A 15962-nucleotide genomic window follows, 5' to 3' on the forward strand; every position below is an offset into this window, starting at 1 on the left:
TCGGTGATCTGCGCGACCGCGTCACGCTTGAACTCGGCGCTGAAATTGCCTTTGCCCATCTCGGCCTCCTTGCCTCAAAATTAGGGAAGAAGGCGTCTACGAATCTAGGGGCTATTCACCTTACATCCACCGGGTGCGCTTTACCCTCATCTCTTCAGCGCAGGGATGAGGGAACGCCAGACCAGCGGCCTTACGCTCTACAACGCGGTTCCAGTTTGCGGCCAGCGAAGGGCTGTCAGCAACAACAGAACTTACAGACCAGAAAAAACCGGCGGGATGCACCGCAAGGTTCATGCGGCTATGCAGGATCTGTTGCCCGCCACCATTGCCAGCGCCCGGCTTGCTTTCGATCTCGGTGCCTTCCGCCACGCGCGGGGCGCTCATCCCCCCTCAACGACACCCGGCGCGAACAGCACGGTCTTATAGATCGGGTTTTGCGCGTCGGTCGCATCCACTGGCAACAGATCGTCAACAATCACGGCCATTCCCCGAAAAGTCTGGAACGGGTGATCTTCACTGTCGCGAATGGTATCGATCAGATCATTCTTGAGCGCCTTGCGGTAAATGTCCGAGTGCATCGCCACAAAGCCGCTGCGTCCGGCCCGTCAGCGGCGGACACGCGCACTTCGCGGCGAATTGCCGAGCGCGCGCAGATGAGGTATTTGTTCGAACTACAATCTGTTTCCAACCGATCGAAAATGGGTTTCCCAACCGACTGACGTACACGACCGGCCTGGAACCCATAAACGGCCACAACCCAAATGCCCGCCCCAAAGGGGCGAACGTCGAATCTCTTCCAGAGATAGGGCAACCTCCTCTTCAGTTTGAGACGAGGCTGGCCTTTTCCGGGTCATACCGAAACTTGGCAATCGTGCCGTCCTTGATCTTCTGAACCGCCTCGTCGATGACGAACAGCGGCACTAGGAACCACTCTCGGGGCATCACGGGACGACCAAACCGATCCGGAACTTCGATGTCGAGCTGTGCAGTCCCGAAAATCCGGTGGATGAGGTTTTCAAGCCGGGTCTGATTGATGTTGTAGAGCTCATAGGTGCCACGCCCTCGACCGGCGCCATCAGGAAGGTCGGTTGAAGATGCGCACCGGCAATCCTCTTCTCGACACCCAATGTGGTCACGCCAATCTTGTGCACGAGGTCCCGGTTCTCAGACACCATTGGATGATCCGACTTGCTGCGCAGGACATAGATCGTGCCGGTGGTGCTGTCGCCTTCTTCGGGGCGTCCGCGAACAACGGCCCTGCAACTGACTCGGTGATCCTCCGACCGGCTTCATCCTTGTTCAAAGCTCGTTGGAGCGAACGCATCAGCATTCTGCTTTCCGTGCCGTTGTCGAAAATCACGCGCAGACGGGCATCCGTCCGACCTTGATCGGTAAGGGTTTCCTCGCCCATCTCCGCGACATAGGCTTTTTGCCCCTCAACGATGAAGAAGCGACCCTTCTGGATCTCGGCCTTCAGCTCGAAGGGGCGGGTTTCGCGCTGCCCGGACTCCAGTTCACGCTGCACCTTCTCGAACAGCGGTTGGAAGGTCTTCCCTATCGCCGTGTAGCCGGGCCGCTGGAGTTGCTGGTGGATAGCACCGGATCAATTTCCTCGGCGATGGTGAGTGGCAAGCCCGTAAGCACGGTGTTCGGGCTCGTCTGCAGTGGCGCAAGGTCCATCTAGCGATGGACACCGCCACACCCGACATCCGCGCGGTCAGGTTCACCCCAAGTCGGAAAGGCGACAGCTCCGCACTACCGGATTTGCTGCCCCAGGCCCCTGAGAACCCGGACAGGCTTCCATACCCACCAAAACCTTCGGTGCGGCTTCGAAGAAGGCCATCAATGTCTCGCGTGAAAACTTGCTGCGCTGGATCACCGCGCCGGAGGCGTTCAGCCCGACAACATGGAAAACCTTCTTGCCGATGTCGATTCCGAAGGCCGCTGTCTCAGGGATAGGTTTTGTTCTCATCCTTTCTCTCCTCATGGTCGGGTTACGCCCCGATGTTACGCTGGGGTCCGGGGCGGACCATCCCATTAATGATCCGGCCAGCTCAACGCCGAGAGTTGGCCGTGAAAGCGGTGGCGATGAAGGGCGTCAGCATTGCGCTGGCATGCCGGGCATTCGATGTCAGCAAGACGCGCTATAGGTACAGCCCGAAGCTGGACGGGGAAAACGGGCAAATCGCCGACCTGCTCCTCGGTCTGACAGCTGCAAGGAAGAGCTGGGGTTGGCCTGTGTTTCCTGTAGCTGCGCAACGTGCAGGGTCACAGGTGGAACCACAAGCATGTCTACCGGATATAGCGTGAGCTGGAGCTGAACCTCAGGATCAAGCCGCGCAAGCGCCTGAAGCGGGAAAAGCCGAAGGCACTGGCGGTATCTGAGGCTGCGAATGAGGTCTGGTCGATGGACTTCATGGCCGACAGGCTGGGGGATGCCCCAAGACGATCAGAGTCGAGAACGGCAGCGAGTTCATCTCGCTGGACCTCGATCTCTGGGCCTACGCCAACGACGCCACCCTCGACTACTCACAGCCTGGAAGCCCACGGACAATAGCTTCATTGAGGCGTTTAACAGCAAGCTCCGGGCGGAATGCCTGAACGCACTCTGGTTCATGAGCCTTGCAGATGCCCGCGAAAAGCTGGAGGATTGGCGTCGGAACTACAATGAGGACAGACCCCACAGCGCAATCGGATACAACGTCGCGATCGCCATGCATTTTCCCGATGGCGTCATCAGCCCGTCATCGGGACAGAGCCGGAGAAATTCAGCTTCTGGCGGTCCAAGGTTGGGGCTCAGAGCAAAGCAGAGCAACAGATATAATATCCTTGCAGATTCATCAGGGCTTGCGGGTGTCATTGTTCCCGGAATGCGCGGGACATGCTGTCGATGATGGGCTTGGCGATATATTGGGCGAAGGTGCGTTCTTCGGTCTGGATCATGACCTCGGCCGGCATGCCGGGGGTAGGGCTGAATCCGGTCACGCGCTCGATTTGTTCAGGTTCCAACGAGATTCGGGCGAGGTAGACCTCTTGAATGCCGTTATCGCCAGAATCGGTAATTGCGTCGGCAGAGATATAATAGACTTCGCCCTCCAGGACCGGTGTCGTGCGCTGGTTCAACGCGGTCAGGCGGACAGCCGCCGCCTGACCGGTGCGCACGCTGTCGATTTCGGTACGCGAGATCATCGCCTCGATGATCAGCGGTTCTTCGGCGGGCAGGATTTCAAGGATCGGCTTGCCGGTTTCCACCACCCCGCCAGAGGTGTGATAGTGCAGCCGCACGACAGTGCCCGCAACCGGCGCGACCACCTCCGAGCGCGCCAGAACGTTCTGCGCCTTGCGTGATTGTTCGCGAACGCTTTCCAGCTCTGCCTGAACAAGCTGCAATTCATCCAGCGCCGCCTGGCGGTAATCGCTGCGGACCTTGTCGTTCTGCACGGCGTATTTCTGCTGAATCTGATCGATTTCGGCAATCTCCGCCTCGAGTCTGCCGATCTGGCCTTCGGCCTCGACCAGCACGCGTTCGACCGAGACCAGCTCGGGGCGGCGGGTCAGCCCCTTGTCGAACAGGGCTTGCTTGACCTCATGTTCCTCGTGCAACAGTTCAAGCTGACGGCGATGCGACTTCAGTTGCGTTTCATAGCCAACCTTGCGAACCTCCAGCGCATCGGCATTGCGCACCAGCAGGGTCAGGTCCTGCGCCAACGCACGCCGAGACACATTGAACCCCAGGGTCTGGCTGGCGAGGATCGATTCGACCTCGTTGCTGTTGCGGGCCTGTTCAAGCTCGGACGAGAATTTCAGCTCTTCCAGTTCATGATATTCCGCCAATAGGCGCGCTTCGGTAGCCTCAAGACGATAGCGGCGCAGCTTGAGTTCGCGCTCGTTCGCGCGCGATGCGGTTTCATCCATGCGCAACAGGACATCACCCCGTTCAACCCTGTCACCCTCGGCGACCAGGATATCCTTGATGATGCCGCCTTCCAGATGCTGAACGATCTTGTTCTGCCCCGTGGCCACGAACGACCCTTGCGCCAGGACGGCCGCCGCCAAAGGAGCACGAAACGCCCAGGCACCGAACCCCCCGAATGTCAGGACCATCAGGCCAACGCCGAATATCGCAAGCGTGCGAATCGAGCGCGGCACATCGCGATACCATTTCTCATGTCCGCCGACTGCAACCAGTTCACGCATATGCCTAACCTTTCTGATCGGGAACCTGACCGCCGCCCTGTGCCTTGCTGCCGGCCAGCTTGCGCAGGACCGGTTCCCGTTCGCCAAACATTGCCACGCTGCCGTCAGACAGCAGCATGATCTTGTCGACGACCGACAGCAGCGATGGTTTCTGGGTGATGACGACCACCGTGATCTTGTGCCTGCCGGCATGCTGGATTGCGCGCGCCAAGGCGCGATCGCCAGCCGCATCGAGGTTCGAGTTCGGCTCGTCCAGCACGACCATACGCGGATTTCCAAAGAATGCCCGTGCCAGCGCGATCCGCTGTTTCTGCCCGCCGGACAAGGGTGATCCATCCGCCGCGACCACCGTTTCGTAGCCCTGCGGCAAAAGGGCAATCATCTCGTGCACATCGGCAAGAACAGCGGCTTCGTGGATCTGTTCGTCAGTGGCATCCTCGCGCATGCGGGCGATGTTTTGCTTGATGGTGCCGGGAAACAGCTGCACATCCTGGGGCAGATAGCCGATATTCTCGCCGAACTGGCGCGGATCCCAGTTGCGCAGATCCATCAGATCCAGCCGGACATTGCCCGATGTGGGCAGGATCGACCCGACCAGCATTTTGCCCAATGTGGTCTTGCCCGCGCCGGAATTCCCGATCACCGCAAGGCTTTCACCCGGGTTCAGCGAAAAGCCGATACTGTTCAGCACGACCTGCTTTGTCCCGCCGGGGATATAAAGCAAGCGTTCGACATCCAGACGACCTTCGGGACGCGGCAGGCGCAGACGTTCGTATTGCAGCTTGGAACCGCGCAGCAGGCTGGTGATGCGACCATAGGCCGAGCGTGTCAGCAGAAAGGCGTGCCATCCTTCGATCGACCCCTCGATGGGCGCAAGCGCGCGCCCCGCAATGATCGAGGCCGCGATCACCATTCCGCCGGTAATTTCCCCCTGCAACGCCAGATATGCCCCCCAGCCCAGCATCCCGACCTGAGTCAGCAGGCGCACCGCACGCGACACGGCCGCCGACAGGATGTTGCGATCTTGCGCGCGCACCTGTTGGGTCAGCGATTTCGCGGTATCGCGCCCCCAGATCGCGACCGCTTCGGGAATCATGGCAAGGGCATTGATCACCTGACTGTTGCGCGACATCGAATCCAGATGCAAATTCGCGCGGCTCTGTGCCATATTGGCCTGCGCAAAGGGCTTTGCCGTCAGCTTCTGGTTGATGACCGCAATGACCAGCAGCAACAGGGCAGATACCACGACAATGCCGCCCAGATGTGGATGAACCAGATAAATCGCCAATATGAACAGCGGCGCGAATGGCACATCCAGGAACGAAATCAGCGTTCCCGACGTCATGAAACCGCGCACCTGCTGCAAATCCCCGAGCGTCTGGTATTCGCGCCCCGAGCTGTAAAGGGATGCATGGGCTGCGGCGCTCAGGATCGGCGCACCCAATTGCGTTGCCACCTCGACCGCGGTGCGCATCAACATGAAACGACGGATCGAATCGAACACGGCCTGCAGGACAACCGCTCCGCAGATTACCACGGTCAGCATGATCAGGGTATCGACCGAACGACTGGTGAAAATCCGGTCGGAAATCTGGAACAGATAGATCGGAATCGCCAGAATCAGAACATTCGTGGCCAAGGTCATCAACATGACGAAAGCAAGATTGGTTCGAACGACCGCGACGCCGTTCTTCAGGCTTTCGTCAAAATTCTCTGGTCCCAGTCGTCGGTGGAAATGCGGTCCATTGCCGCGACCGCCGCCCCCGCCGCCATTTCCCGGCGGACGAGGTTTGACCGGCCCCAGATCGCCATCGATGGTCTTGCCCAGAGGCACGCTTTGGCTGCGGCCCAACCTCTGATCGCCCTTCAGGTCGCCATCAACACGCAATTCAGGCGCCCGCCTGCCGGATTTGACCTTTGGCCCGGCCGGATTCTCGACATGAACATCTTTCAACTCGCAACTCCTTCCGCCCTCGGGATCACGCGAGAACTCCTTGCATGACATCCAGATTCGACGCGGTATCGTAATCAGAGGTCGCGGCAATCGCCTCGACCGCCTCGGTCCCGTGCGGCAGTTCTTCGCTTAGAAAGGCAGCGACGGCATCATTGGTCAGTTCCGCCAGCCGGACCCCATCGACCGGCGCATCGCTGTCAAACCATTCGGCCTGATGAATCATCGCGTCGTCATAGACCTTCCCGCCCGCCATGATGGTTGAATCGATCCCGTATTCCGTGACCGTCGCCGTATTCACCAGCAGGTTCGAACCCGCGATCAGGCTGGCCTCCTGGGCCAGCTCAGCCTGCAACTGCGCCATGTCCAGCCGAAGCTGGTCGGCATCGCCAATGATGTTTTCCTGTTCGAAGACATTGACCCGGATCAGGTCTCCGTCGATCTGCAGGGCCAGTGCGGTGTCACGGGCGCTGGTCATTGCCTCGTCCAGCAGATTTTCGGCCAGTGTATTGGCCCCCTTGGCCAGATCATCCGCCGCGCGTGCCAGATCGTCGGACATGGACGCGAAACTGTCGACGCCCTTGGTTTCGATCGTCACGCTGTTGAACAGCAGATTATCGGCAAGCGACACCCCGTCCGGTGAAGATGTGACGGCAGCGCCGGTCACCAAATCGCTGTCATGCAGGATGTTCTTTTGCGAGATGATCGTGGCATCGACCATGTCCCCTGCCACGAAAATGACATCGAAACGATATCCCAGCTCGTTCAGAATGGTCGAGTTTACCGCGTCGTTTTCACCCGTCACCAGCATGGTCATCTGGGCCGAATAGGTCATTTCGACCCGGTCGTAATCGGTCAGATAGGTGACCTGTTTGATCCAATTGACCTGATAGAGCGTCGCCTCCAGCCGAAAGAGGCTCCAGCTTGACGGCAAGCCCTCGGCAGCACCGCTGGCGGGAACCGGGGTCTGGGTGATCTCGGCGACATTCATCGCATTTGACGGCTGGGTGACAGCCTTGCCGTTCACGCTGTCATGTTCCAGCAGAACATTGGTCTGACTGACCGCATGGACCTTGGCGACATCGCCGCGCACGACGATCAGCGGGGCATCGATCCATTGCGAAGCAACGCCGATTTCGTTGATCGCGCTGTTGCCGCCCGCGATCAGGTGGTGACCCGAATCCGACGCCGAGCCATCGGTGTTCCGACCCGGAAAATCACGCGAGAAATCATGCTCGGCCAGATGGCTGGTTTCGACCTTTCCATCCATGCCGGAACTGGTGCGGATCACCGTTTCATGACCTTCGGGCGCGGCGGCGTCCGGTTCATCCGCGCCATTCGATGCTACATCATCATCGGGCCGCAAATAGGCAGGCAGGTGATCCGTCCATTCCGACGCCTCATCCGCGGTTCTGCCATCGACCACGATCCCCGCCGCATCATCTGCACGCAGGACATGTGATTGCGCCGTTTCGGGCAAGGCCTCGCCCCCAACCCCGTCGAACTGGGTCAGAACGGCCTGCGCAAATGGCATCCAATCGGACATCTCCGGCATTTCCGGGATGTCGAAGCCAGCCAGCGCATCGGCCAGGTCTTCCATTTGATTCAGCACAAGATGCAATTGCTCGGGGTTCACGAAATGGCTGCCCGATCCATCCACGACCAGATCGTCATCATTTATTGCGATCACCTGCAACGTCACCGACACAATGCTGCCCGGTGCGCCATCGACCAACGGAATCCCCGGCGGGGAAGGCAGCGCAACCGGCGGAGTAATGACCGTTGTCGTAACCGCCCCCGGATCAGCAGCAGGCAGCGTCGCCAGATCGCCGGGTTCAGGAAAGGAAGCTGTTCCGACCGGCAGCGGCGCATAGGTGGCAATGTAGAAATAGTCAGGCTGCCCGCCCGGATTTCCGGCATCTGGTGCGGGAATACGCTGAAACAGCGCCGGATCGTATTCCGGCAGGCTATGTTCGATCAGGAGTTTGACACTGATGCCCGGGAATGCGTTTCCATCCGGTTCAGGGGGGGGATTTCGCTGGAATTCCAGAAATTCCTGGCGCATGCGGTCGCCATCGACGATCAGCTCCAGCAAACCAACAAAACGGCTTATTGCCTGCGTGGCCGGATCAAACGTCATAACCTCACCGCTCTTACTCGTTGGTAACCGCGCCTGTCACCGGCGCGGCGTGGAACAACTGAACAAAAAGGCACGAGGCCGGATCGCCCGGCCTCGCACATTGTCATCGCTGATCAAGCGTCGTCTTCGCCCGCATAGGTCGAGCTGAACGAACCGCCGACAACCGTCATGTCGACCGTGTTGCCCAGCACATTGGCGCCCATGACGACATCCATGTTGAATGCCGCCTGATCGACAGCCGCCGCAGCCGAGGCATAGGATTCGCCGGTGACATAACCGTCATCGCCATTGCCCGAGCCCCAGCTTCCGGCATCACCGCCGGCGCCACCTGCGCCATTGGTTGCCGCGCCGCCGTCACCACCGCCGACATTGCCGTTCGTGCCGGCACCGCCAGTGGTTTCACCGCCGCGCGCTGCGCCACCTGCACCACCCATGGCACTGGTTGCGACATCGCCAGACATGCCACCCGTCGCAGCCGTCATGCCCGTGGCGGCACCATTGCTGGTTGCCTCGCTATTGGCATCACCTGCGCCGGCTTCGCCGGTGGTTTGCATGTTGTCGACGCGGGACGAGGATTCGGCCAGGGCCTCGGCTGCCAGTTCGGACAGGCCGCCATAACCACCGGCACCGTCGGCATAGCCGCTATTGGTGCCTTCCACGGTCGAATCCGTGTCGGACCGCGCATCGCCACCTGCACCGCTGGTGCCTGTGCCCATCGCGCTGTCCGCGCTGCTGGCCGAGCCGCTGGCCGTGCCATCGGCCGCGCCTCCGGCACCGCCCATCGCGGTCGAGGACGAGGTGCCATCGGCAGTCGCGTCATCGTCACTGCGGGCCGAGCCAGCCGCACCCGCCCCGGAATCCGAGTCGGTGCTGCCCGTGGCCGAGCTGGTTGCGTCATTGTCGGTACGGCCCGTACCTGCACCGCCATCGCCGGATGCACCGTCATTGCGGCCCGATGCGTCGGTCGTGGCATCGTCATCGGTCCGGGCGCCGCCTTCACCGGCATTGCCGGTATCCGCGCTGTTGGTGCCCGTTGCCGTGCCGCTGGCATCGTCATCGGTCATGCCGCTGCCTGCGCCCGCCATACCGGATGTGCCGGTGCCGGTGCCCATGCCCGTGCCGGTGTTCGAGTTCGCACCATTGGTGGCGGAACCCGATCCGGATGCGCCCGAGGCCCCACTTGCGGTCCCCGTTCCGCTGCCACTGGCCGTGCCGGTGCCGGTGCCGGTGTTCTGGGCATCGTCATCGGTCCAGGCGCTGCCTGCCCCCGACATGCCCGAGGTGCCGGTGCCCGTCCCCGTGCCAGTCCCTGTGCCGGTGTTAGCGCCGGTCGTGCCGGAACCCGCAGCACCATTGCCGCCGGTGTTGGTCGAGGTGCCGGTGCCGGTGCCGGTGCCGGTGCCCGTGCCAGTGGCCGTGCCGGTGCCGGTGCCGGTTGCCGTGCCCGGTCCAGCCGTGCTGGTCCCTGCACCGCCCGTGCCCATGCCGCCCGTCGCGTCACCATCGGCCGATGCCGAACCGGACAGGAACCCACCCGAGGTTGCGTCGGAATCGGCATCTGCCGAAGTCGTCGCATCGCCACCGGTGGACGAGGCATCATCATCGGTGCTGCCGGCGCCGTCGCCATTGGCATCTGCCGTTCCGGCGCCATCTCCGGCACCGCTGGCATCTACGCCAGAGCCTATTTCGCCGTTGCCCCCGGCACCATCCGCCATGGATTCGGCGTTTGCATCGCCTGCGCCATCGGCCGCAACATCGACATCGCCGCTATCACCACCAGACCCGGCGGAGTCGCTGTCGGTATCAGCACTCGCGTCGTTGTCGACATCGGCATTGGCATCACCGGAGACATCGGCCGTGCCGTCGGCATCACCCGAATCGCCGCCATAGCCCTGTGAATCCGACGCATTCGAATTGCTGGTCTCGCCATGGCCATCCGCATGCACTTCGCCCGAGGCACCACCAACCCCCGAGGCATCGCTGTCGGTCGCTGCATCTGCCGAAGTATCGCCATCGGCATTCGCATTCCCGCTATCGCCGCCATTGCCATCCGCGTCGCTATCGGTCTGGGCGTTGCCGTCAACGGATGCATAGCCATCGACATTGCCGCTGGCGCCACCGGCACCGTCCGCATCGCCATCAGCATTCGCATCGCTTGCCGCATCGACATCGCCGTCGATGTCACCGCCATCGCCACCTTCGGCATTCAAGTCCGAACCCGTGGTTGCCGACGTATCCGTGGCCGAATCCGAACGGGTCGGGCCGCTGTCGCCGCCATCATTGTCGGTCGACGCATCGGCATTGTTGTCACCATCAACCGAAGCGGCCACATCAGCGTCACCGCTATCTCCGCCCTGATCGTTCGAATTGGCGTCGGAATGACCTGCAAGGTCACTGGCATTGCTGGAATCGACCGCTCCGCCATCGCCGCCTTCGCCATGCACATCCGAATGGGTATCGGCATTCGAATCCGAAGCGTTATCAGCGCTGTTGTCACCGCTGTCGCCACCGTCGCCGGTTGCGGTCGCATCGACATCACCCGCATCAACGTCATGACCGCTGGCTTCGGCTGCGCCAGCTTCGCCGCTGGTTCCGCCCGCAGCATCGGTATCGCCGGAATCGCCGCCGGTTGCATCGGCATGGGCGCTACCGCCATTGGCCTCGCCGCCATGGGCATCGCCGCCCGTGCTCTCGGCATCGCTGCCACCGGTGCCGCCATTGGTATCCACACGGATCCCTTCGGCCGCATCAGCGTCACCGCCTTCGGCATGCGCATCCTGGGCAAAATCCGAATTGTTCGAAACCGACGGATTTTCCAGGTGGTCGTTATCTTCCAGGCCGATCGATTGCGCGTTCACGAAACCCGCGTCATTGCCTGCGCCAAAGCTGGCGCCATTCAGCATATCGCCAAAGCTGGCATCATGACCCGGATCGTAATTGATATTGCCATCCGCAACCATGACCTCTTCGATGCTGCTGTCTTTCAGGTCGAAATCGGCAAAATCGTCATCGGTTGGCAGCGCATCAAGACCGACATCCACCGAAACATCGACATCCACATCGACATTCACATTGCTGTCCGAGCCGCTGCTGCTGGAGGAATAGCTGCTGCTGTCCCCCGCGCTGCTGCTGGATGAGTCACTGTCGCTGCTGGAATCGCTGCTGCTGTCACTGCCAGCATCGCTGCTGCTGTCACTGCCGGAATCGCTGCTGCTGTCGCTGCTGGAATCGCTGGCGGCAATGGCCTCGGCATCGGCATCACTGGACGCGCTGTCCATTTCTTCTTCGTCGCCAGGTTCAACCGGCACCACGCTTGCGATGTCGGAATCAGGATCAAACCCGGATCCGACCTCTTCCAGATCGAAGAGAAAATTGTTGTTTCTCGTACTCATGTCTTCCTCATTTCGATTGAGGCAGACGGCCCGCCGCCAGTCATCTCAAAAGCGGAACCAAAGCTGTCTGCATGTGATCGTCATTTGATGAAATTCACCGAAGCCTTCTCCGGTGCAGTCCGAGGAAAATTTGTCAGACCTCCTTTCACGAAAACGTTCAGGCTATTTTGCGGCCAGATTTGCATCCCTGAAGTCCCTGACGGGTTGTCGGGACAGGTTCCTTGACCGGAAACACATCGTCGCATTTGAGAATCAATCAGAAAATCCGCCCAATGCGTCACATGCGTTCGACTAGGAAACCCCCGACGATCTAAATCCTTCGATCAGGTCGATACACGCATGAAGTGAACTGCGTGATTATACTCGCCCACACACGAAGGAAGCACCTGAGTTAATTAGATAATAATTTCCCGCATTTAGCGTTTTTGCGGGAAATTACTGGCAATGAGGTATGATCGGCGCTACCCTATGGATGTAGGGGACAGTGGCGCGGAAGCGCAGTTTTTAACGGTCTGGGGCGTTTGTTCGCCTTGTTTTTCCTCTGGGGGGAGGGGGTATCATGTCTGGTTCCCGTAGTGATCCGAATCTCGGTGACGATTATTGCTTTGCCTCTGTCGTGCTGGCAGGTTCGTCATTTCATTTTTCAGATCGGCTATTGAAATTATTGAAATTCGATTTTCAGGAAATAGTTTTCGAACGCGTTTCAGATCTGGAAACAATTCTTGAAAACCCCAACCCGCCGCGCGTGATTGTTTTTCACGAAACTTTCGACCGCTTGGAAGAAAACATTGAGGTTTTTCAAAACAGGTTGCCCGCAACGCAAATTGCCGTTGCCTGCCAGGATCCGGCCATCGTCGATCGACTGAATGCATCGCAACGGCCCTTTCCGATCAGTGCGCTCAACATGGATGCCCAGGTCGATATCTGGTTTTCCATCTTGCGCCTGTTGATTTCGGGATATCATTACGTCCCCGTGAATCCGAAACCTGTCGCAGCGCCGCTCAAACGCCCCGCAAGACATTTTCGCGAAACTGAACGCGATCCGCAGACATGCGAAAGGCTAACCCCGCGCGAACTGGAAATTCTGCCCATGATTGCACGGGGCGCCCAGAACAAGCTGATCGCCGACAAGCTTGGCCTGTCGATTCACACGGTCAAGCTGCATAGCCATAATATCTTTACCAAACTTGGGGTGACAAACAGGACAGGGGCCGCAAACTGGTATCTGTCGCATATGGCGGATGAAGCATATGACCATGCAAGCTCCAGACCGCGATAAACCCGCCGCATTCAACGACTTTCTGCTAAAGATCGGACAGTTGAATTATAGCTGGACCAACACCGAAAGCCTGCTGATCCATTTCATCGCGGGCCTGGCCCGTTGCGACAAGGAAACTGCGGTCGTCATCTTTCTGACGTTGAACACATCGCGCGCAAGGCTGGACCTGGTCGAGCGCCTCGCAAAGATGCCACGGGTCACGCATGACGAGCGTGATGCCGTTCTGACCCTCGGCCGAGAGATGTCGCGCCTGTCAGGTCTGCGGAACCGCTACAACCATTGTATCTATGCCTTCGATCCGGAGAACGGGAACACAAGCACCATCCTGATGCGGATCGCCGACCGGAAAAACGATATTCGTCTGGGACAGATGAACCCGATTGACGAATCCGCCATGACCGAAATCGACGACACTCTTGCACGGCTTGCCAGGTTGAACACGGGGTTCTGGCAGACGGCGCGTCGCTTCGGCTATCCGCTCTAGGGTCATTCGCGGCTTTCGGGAAACAGGATTTATGGTTCGTTGTGGAGCACCCGATGGTTTTCAGAACGGTGTCGCCAAGTCTGTACCGCGCATTTCACGCGCCGCCACCCGCCGACCGCATCTTTTTGTCCGCGGGATGCCTATCCGCGCTTGAGCAATTGGATCGGGCCGTTACCGCGCGCCTGCCCTTGATCTTGCTGACAGCACCGCCCGGAACCGGAAAGTCCGTCCTGATCGGGTATTTCGCTGCGCGTATCGCTGCCCGCGGCAAAATGCAGACACCCTATCACTTTCATCATCATGGGCAGGATTTGACTGCGGCTCTGTCCGGTGTCAGTCAGGGACCAAACCCCGAGCCGTCGTGCCATCGCCTGTACATTCTGGACGATGCGCAAACCCTGACGGGCGCCCAGCAGCAACTGGCACTTCGAATTGCTTCGCCGCCGCACCCCCGGAACAAAACCACCAGCCTGATCGCACTTGGTCACAACCAGTTGCTGACCGAGATGAAATCATGGATCTCCGACGCTGGCCTCTCGCTGCAATGCCACGACATTCGCCTGGCCCCACTGAACCCGGACGAGATCGGCGCGTATATCACGCATCGCATCGAAACCTGCGGACAGGATGGCGATCACCCCGCGCCATTTGCGCCCGATGCGATCCGTCTCCTCTATGATCTTTCCGACGGCGTGCCACGATTTCTGGATCGCTTTGCAGAACTTGCGCTCCACGAGGCGATGCACGAAGGCCAAGGGCAGATAGATGCCGCATTCATGCGCGCAACCTTGATCGACACAAGCCAGCTTCAGATCGGCCTGCCAGCATCTCGGCCGCATTGGCAGAACAGCCAGACTGCCACACAGCCATCTGCGGCACCGACCAAAGCACCTGCAAAGACTGGATTGCGCGCGGATCCCGACGGGGCGATTCTGCCTCAGAACCACATCCCCCGCAGCAAACCCAAGACGCAAATATTGCTGACCTCAGGGCTGATCTTGACGGTTTGCTTGGGTGTATTTGTCTGGAAAGGCGGGATGTCGGGTTGGATCCATCCCGTCAGCATCCGGCAACCCCCGGTCAGCCTCCCGCAACCATCAGCCGAGGTTGCCGCCCCCGATCGATCAGAGCACTCTTTATCCGACATGTCCTCGGGGCTTGCCGCGCCGACATTCGTTCGTGGCGAACCAGACGCAGCGCATCTGATGCAACAGGCGCTCGCGTCAGAGGCGACTCATCCGGAAGACGCTATTCTCAAATACGAACTCGCCGCCCTTCTGGGCAATACCCGGGCAGCCTATTATCTGGGGCAGCTGCTTGAACTCGGGGCGCAGGATGTCCCGGCCGACCCGATCCGCGCACAGGCGTGGTACAGCATGGCCTCGGACATCCAGGGGGCACGTTCCAGAACCGAGACGCTTGCACAGACCGCGCCCCATACCGTCAGGACGGGCAGACCGGCCCTGCGCCATCACGTGGTATTTTCCTCGGGTCAGGTCGCGATACACTGGGCCACCCTCGACGGCCGGACAGCCCGCAGATATCTGGTGCAGTATGTCGAATCCGGAAGCGATGGCTCCATCCTCAACCGGGAAACCACGCTGACAGCAACCCTGCTGCCAAATCCTGTCATTCGCTGGCGCGTGATAGGCCTCGATCCACTTGGACGTCAACACGGCATGACGCAATGGTCCCGCGCGATCCCGACGCCCAAATGATGCCGGGACAGAGCATCCTCGCGATCATTGATAATGTGGAAAGGCGGGTTCTTGTTTCAGGCTTCGCGCCAGTCATACACATGTCCGACAACGATGTACCGGTTATTTGCTCTCCAAGTGTTCATGGCCGTACAACGCCGGAGCGTTCGAGAAAAGCCATGATGGGTACCAGGTCGGTGTCGATTGCCTCGTCGATCCAGGCATTGAGCGGAGTCGCCCGGCGGCCGCACGTTGCCGTTGAACCGCATGGCGAGTGTCCTCATCGTTGCAAAGGCATGTCATCCATAACGAAGCCATCCGGATGCTGGACGAACTGGTGCAGATGTCAGTGATCAGCCGGATTGTGACTGCATCGCCGTCATCGCCCGCAGATGGCGACCGTTACATCGTCGGATCCGGGGCGACCGGCAGCTAGCGGCGTTGTCACAATGTCCGCTCCATCAGTCCCAGCGTGGATGGTTGGAATTGGCGGTGCAGCTCCGAGAGTCGCCCTTCCTACCTGTCCTTTCACAACTACGGCGATGATCAAGCACTTGTAGCGAACGGCAGTAAGGTCTGCTCTGCTCACCACTGGCCAACCAAAATGCTGCACAATGTGTCGAACGGCTGCTTCGGAGAAGCTGCACCGCAGCGCTTGACCACTTTGGCAATGGCCGATTTGGGCCGAAACTGTCCGGCGATTCTAGGCTCAGGACTCATTCCGATTCACAGCCAGAAGATGACAGTTGCGGCGAGTACGATCGCTGAGAAGAAGGTCTTCGGGCACCGGTCGTACCGCGTTGCAACGCGCCGCCAGTCCTT

Annotated in this window: 12 protein-coding genes and 5 pseudogenes; 7 read left to right on the forward strand and 10 right to left on the reverse strand. The window is 59.9% G+C overall.

The genetic code is table 11. From position 1 onward, the window contains the following. Positions 1-120: 120 nt before the first annotated feature. From PAF17_RS19015 to PAF17_RS19035, 5 genes and pseudogenes are all read right to left on the reverse strand, one after another. Positions 121-369: a hypothetical protein gene (locus tag PAF17_RS19015; RefSeq protein WP_271890662.1), complete on the reverse strand. Its 249-nt coding sequence runs from the start codon at positions 367-369 to the stop codon at positions 121-123. Between the two features lie 11 nt (positions 370-380). Beyond that, complete coding sequence (locus PAF17_RS19020) at positions 381-578, reverse strand: hypothetical protein (RefSeq protein ID WP_271890663.1); 198 nt, start codon at positions 576-578, stop codon at positions 381-383. A gap of 241 nt (positions 579-819) precedes the next feature. Next, complete coding sequence (locus PAF17_RS19025) at positions 820-942, reverse strand: hypothetical protein (RefSeq protein WP_271890664.1); 123 nt, start codon at positions 940-942, stop codon at positions 820-822. Beyond that, positions 943-1128 (reverse strand): annotated as a pseudogene (locus PAF17_RS20155) (hypothetical protein); the annotation flags it as partial. Between the two features lie 4 nt (positions 1129-1132). Next, positions 1133-1525, reverse strand: coding sequence for a hypothetical protein (locus PAF17_RS19035; RefSeq protein ID WP_271890673.1), 393 nt, complete (start codon positions 1523-1525; stop codon positions 1133-1135). 24 nt (positions 1526-1549) lie between these two features. Here PAF17_RS19035 and PAF17_RS19040 point away from each other — a divergent pair. The 3 pseudogenes from PAF17_RS19040 to PAF17_RS20195 form a co-directional block, all read left to right on the forward strand. Continuing rightward, a pseudogene (locus PAF17_RS19040) lies at positions 1550-1788 on the forward strand (transposase); the annotation flags it as partial. 255 nt (positions 1789-2043) lie between these two features. Beyond that, positions 2044-2437, forward strand: a pseudogene (locus tag PAF17_RS20250) (IS3 family transposase); the annotation flags it as partial. Beyond that, positions 2434-2717: pseudogene (locus PAF17_RS20195) on the forward strand (integrase core domain-containing protein); the annotation flags it as partial. The pseudogenes PAF17_RS20250 and PAF17_RS20195, both read left to right, overlap by 4 nt. A gap of 139 nt (positions 2718-2856) precedes the next feature. On the opposite strand, the gene PAF17_RS19050 reads toward PAF17_RS20195, so the two are convergent. From PAF17_RS19050 to PAF17_RS19065, 4 genes are all read right to left on the reverse strand, one after another. Then, the gene (locus PAF17_RS19050; protein WP_271890665.1) at positions 2857-4197 is read right to left on the reverse strand and encodes an HlyD family type I secretion periplasmic adaptor subunit; all 1341 of its coding nucleotides are present in this window, start codon (positions 4195-4197) and stop codon (positions 2857-2859) included. A 4-nt stretch (positions 4198-4201) separates the two neighbouring features. Next, positions 4202-6151: a type I secretion system permease/ATPase gene (locus PAF17_RS19055; protein WP_271890666.1), complete on the reverse strand. Its 1950-nt coding sequence runs from the start codon at positions 6149-6151 to the stop codon at positions 4202-4204. Positions 6152-6176: 25 nt separating this feature from the next. Further along, the gene (locus PAF17_RS19060; RefSeq protein WP_271890667.1) at positions 6177-8288 is read right to left on the reverse strand and encodes a hypothetical protein; all 2112 of its coding nucleotides are present in this window, start codon (positions 8286-8288) and stop codon (positions 6177-6179) included. A 113-nt stretch (positions 8289-8401) separates the two neighbouring features. Continuing rightward, positions 8402-11680, reverse strand: coding sequence for a beta strand repeat-containing protein (locus PAF17_RS19065; protein WP_271890668.1), 3279 nt, complete (start codon positions 11678-11680; stop codon positions 8402-8404). 559 nt (positions 11681-12239) lie between these two features. Between PAF17_RS19065 and PAF17_RS19070 the strand changes: the two genes are divergently transcribed. The 4 genes from PAF17_RS19070 to PAF17_RS19085 all read left to right on the forward strand — a co-directional run bounded on the left by PAF17_RS19070 (position 12240) and on the right by PAF17_RS19085 (position 15576). Beyond that, positions 12240-12959 (forward strand): helix-turn-helix domain-containing protein, encoded by a 720-nt coding sequence (locus tag PAF17_RS19070; protein WP_271890669.1) that lies wholly within the window; start codon positions 12240-12242, stop codon positions 12957-12959. Then, a complete protein-coding gene (locus PAF17_RS19075; protein WP_271890670.1) occupies positions 12937-13443 on the forward strand; it encodes a hypothetical protein in 507 nt (168 codons plus the stop codon). The genes PAF17_RS19070 and PAF17_RS19075 overlap by 23 nt, the downstream gene beginning before the upstream one ends. Positions 13444-13496: 53 nt before the next feature. After that, the gene (locus PAF17_RS19080) at positions 13497-15161 is read left to right on the forward strand and encodes a hypothetical protein (protein ID WP_271890671.1); all 1665 of its coding nucleotides are present in this window, start codon (positions 13497-13499) and stop codon (positions 15159-15161) included. Positions 15162-15414: 253 nt separating this feature from the next. Continuing rightward, on the forward strand, positions 15415-15576 hold the full coding sequence (locus tag PAF17_RS19085) for a DUF2793 domain-containing protein (RefSeq protein WP_408636448.1): 162 nt from the start codon (positions 15415-15417) through the stop codon (positions 15574-15576). A gap of 290 nt (positions 15577-15866) precedes the next feature. On the opposite strand, the pseudogene PAF17_RS19090 reads toward PAF17_RS19085, so the two are convergent. Beyond that, positions 15867-15962: pseudogene (locus PAF17_RS19090) on the reverse strand (IS5/IS1182 family transposase); the annotation flags it as partial.

The sequence above is a fragment of the Paracoccus onchidii genome (assembly GCF_028294535.1).
Lineage (GTDB): Bacteria > Pseudomonadota > Alphaproteobacteria > Rhodobacterales > Rhodobacteraceae > Paracoccus > Paracoccus onchidii.

What these genes read in the sequence shown, in the direction of transcription:
- PAF17_RS19020 (WP_271890663.1), bottom strand. Translation starts at nt 578, where the DNA reads ATGCACTCGGACATTTACCGCAAGGCGCTCAAGAATGATCTGATCGAT.
- PAF17_RS19060 (WP_271890667.1), bottom strand. Translation starts at nt 8,288, where the DNA reads ATGACGTTTGATCCGGCCACGCAGGCAATAAGCCGTTTTGTTGGTTTG.
- PAF17_RS19070 (WP_271890669.1), top strand. Translation starts at nt 12,240, where the DNA reads ATGTCTGGTTCCCGTAGTGATCCGAATCTCGGTGACGATTATTGCTTT.
- PAF17_RS19075 (WP_271890670.1), top strand. Translation starts at nt 12,937, where the DNA reads ATGCAAGCTCCAGACCGCGATAAACCCGCCGCATTCAACGACTTTCTG.
- PAF17_RS19050 (WP_271890665.1), bottom strand. Translation starts at nt 4,197, where the DNA reads ATGCGTGAACTGGTTGCAGTCGGCGGACATGAGAAATGGTATCGCGAT.
- PAF17_RS19065 (WP_271890668.1), bottom strand. Translation starts at nt 11,680, where the DNA reads ATGAGTACGAGAAACAACAATTTTCTCTTCGATCTGGAAGAGGTCGGA.
- PAF17_RS19025 (WP_271890664.1), bottom strand. Translation starts at nt 942, where the DNA reads ATGCCCCGAGAGTGGTTCCTAGTGCCGCTGTTCGTCATCGACGAGGCG.
- PAF17_RS19080 (WP_271890671.1), top strand. Translation starts at nt 13,497, where the DNA reads ATGGTTTTCAGAACGGTGTCGCCAAGTCTGTACCGCGCATTTCACGCG.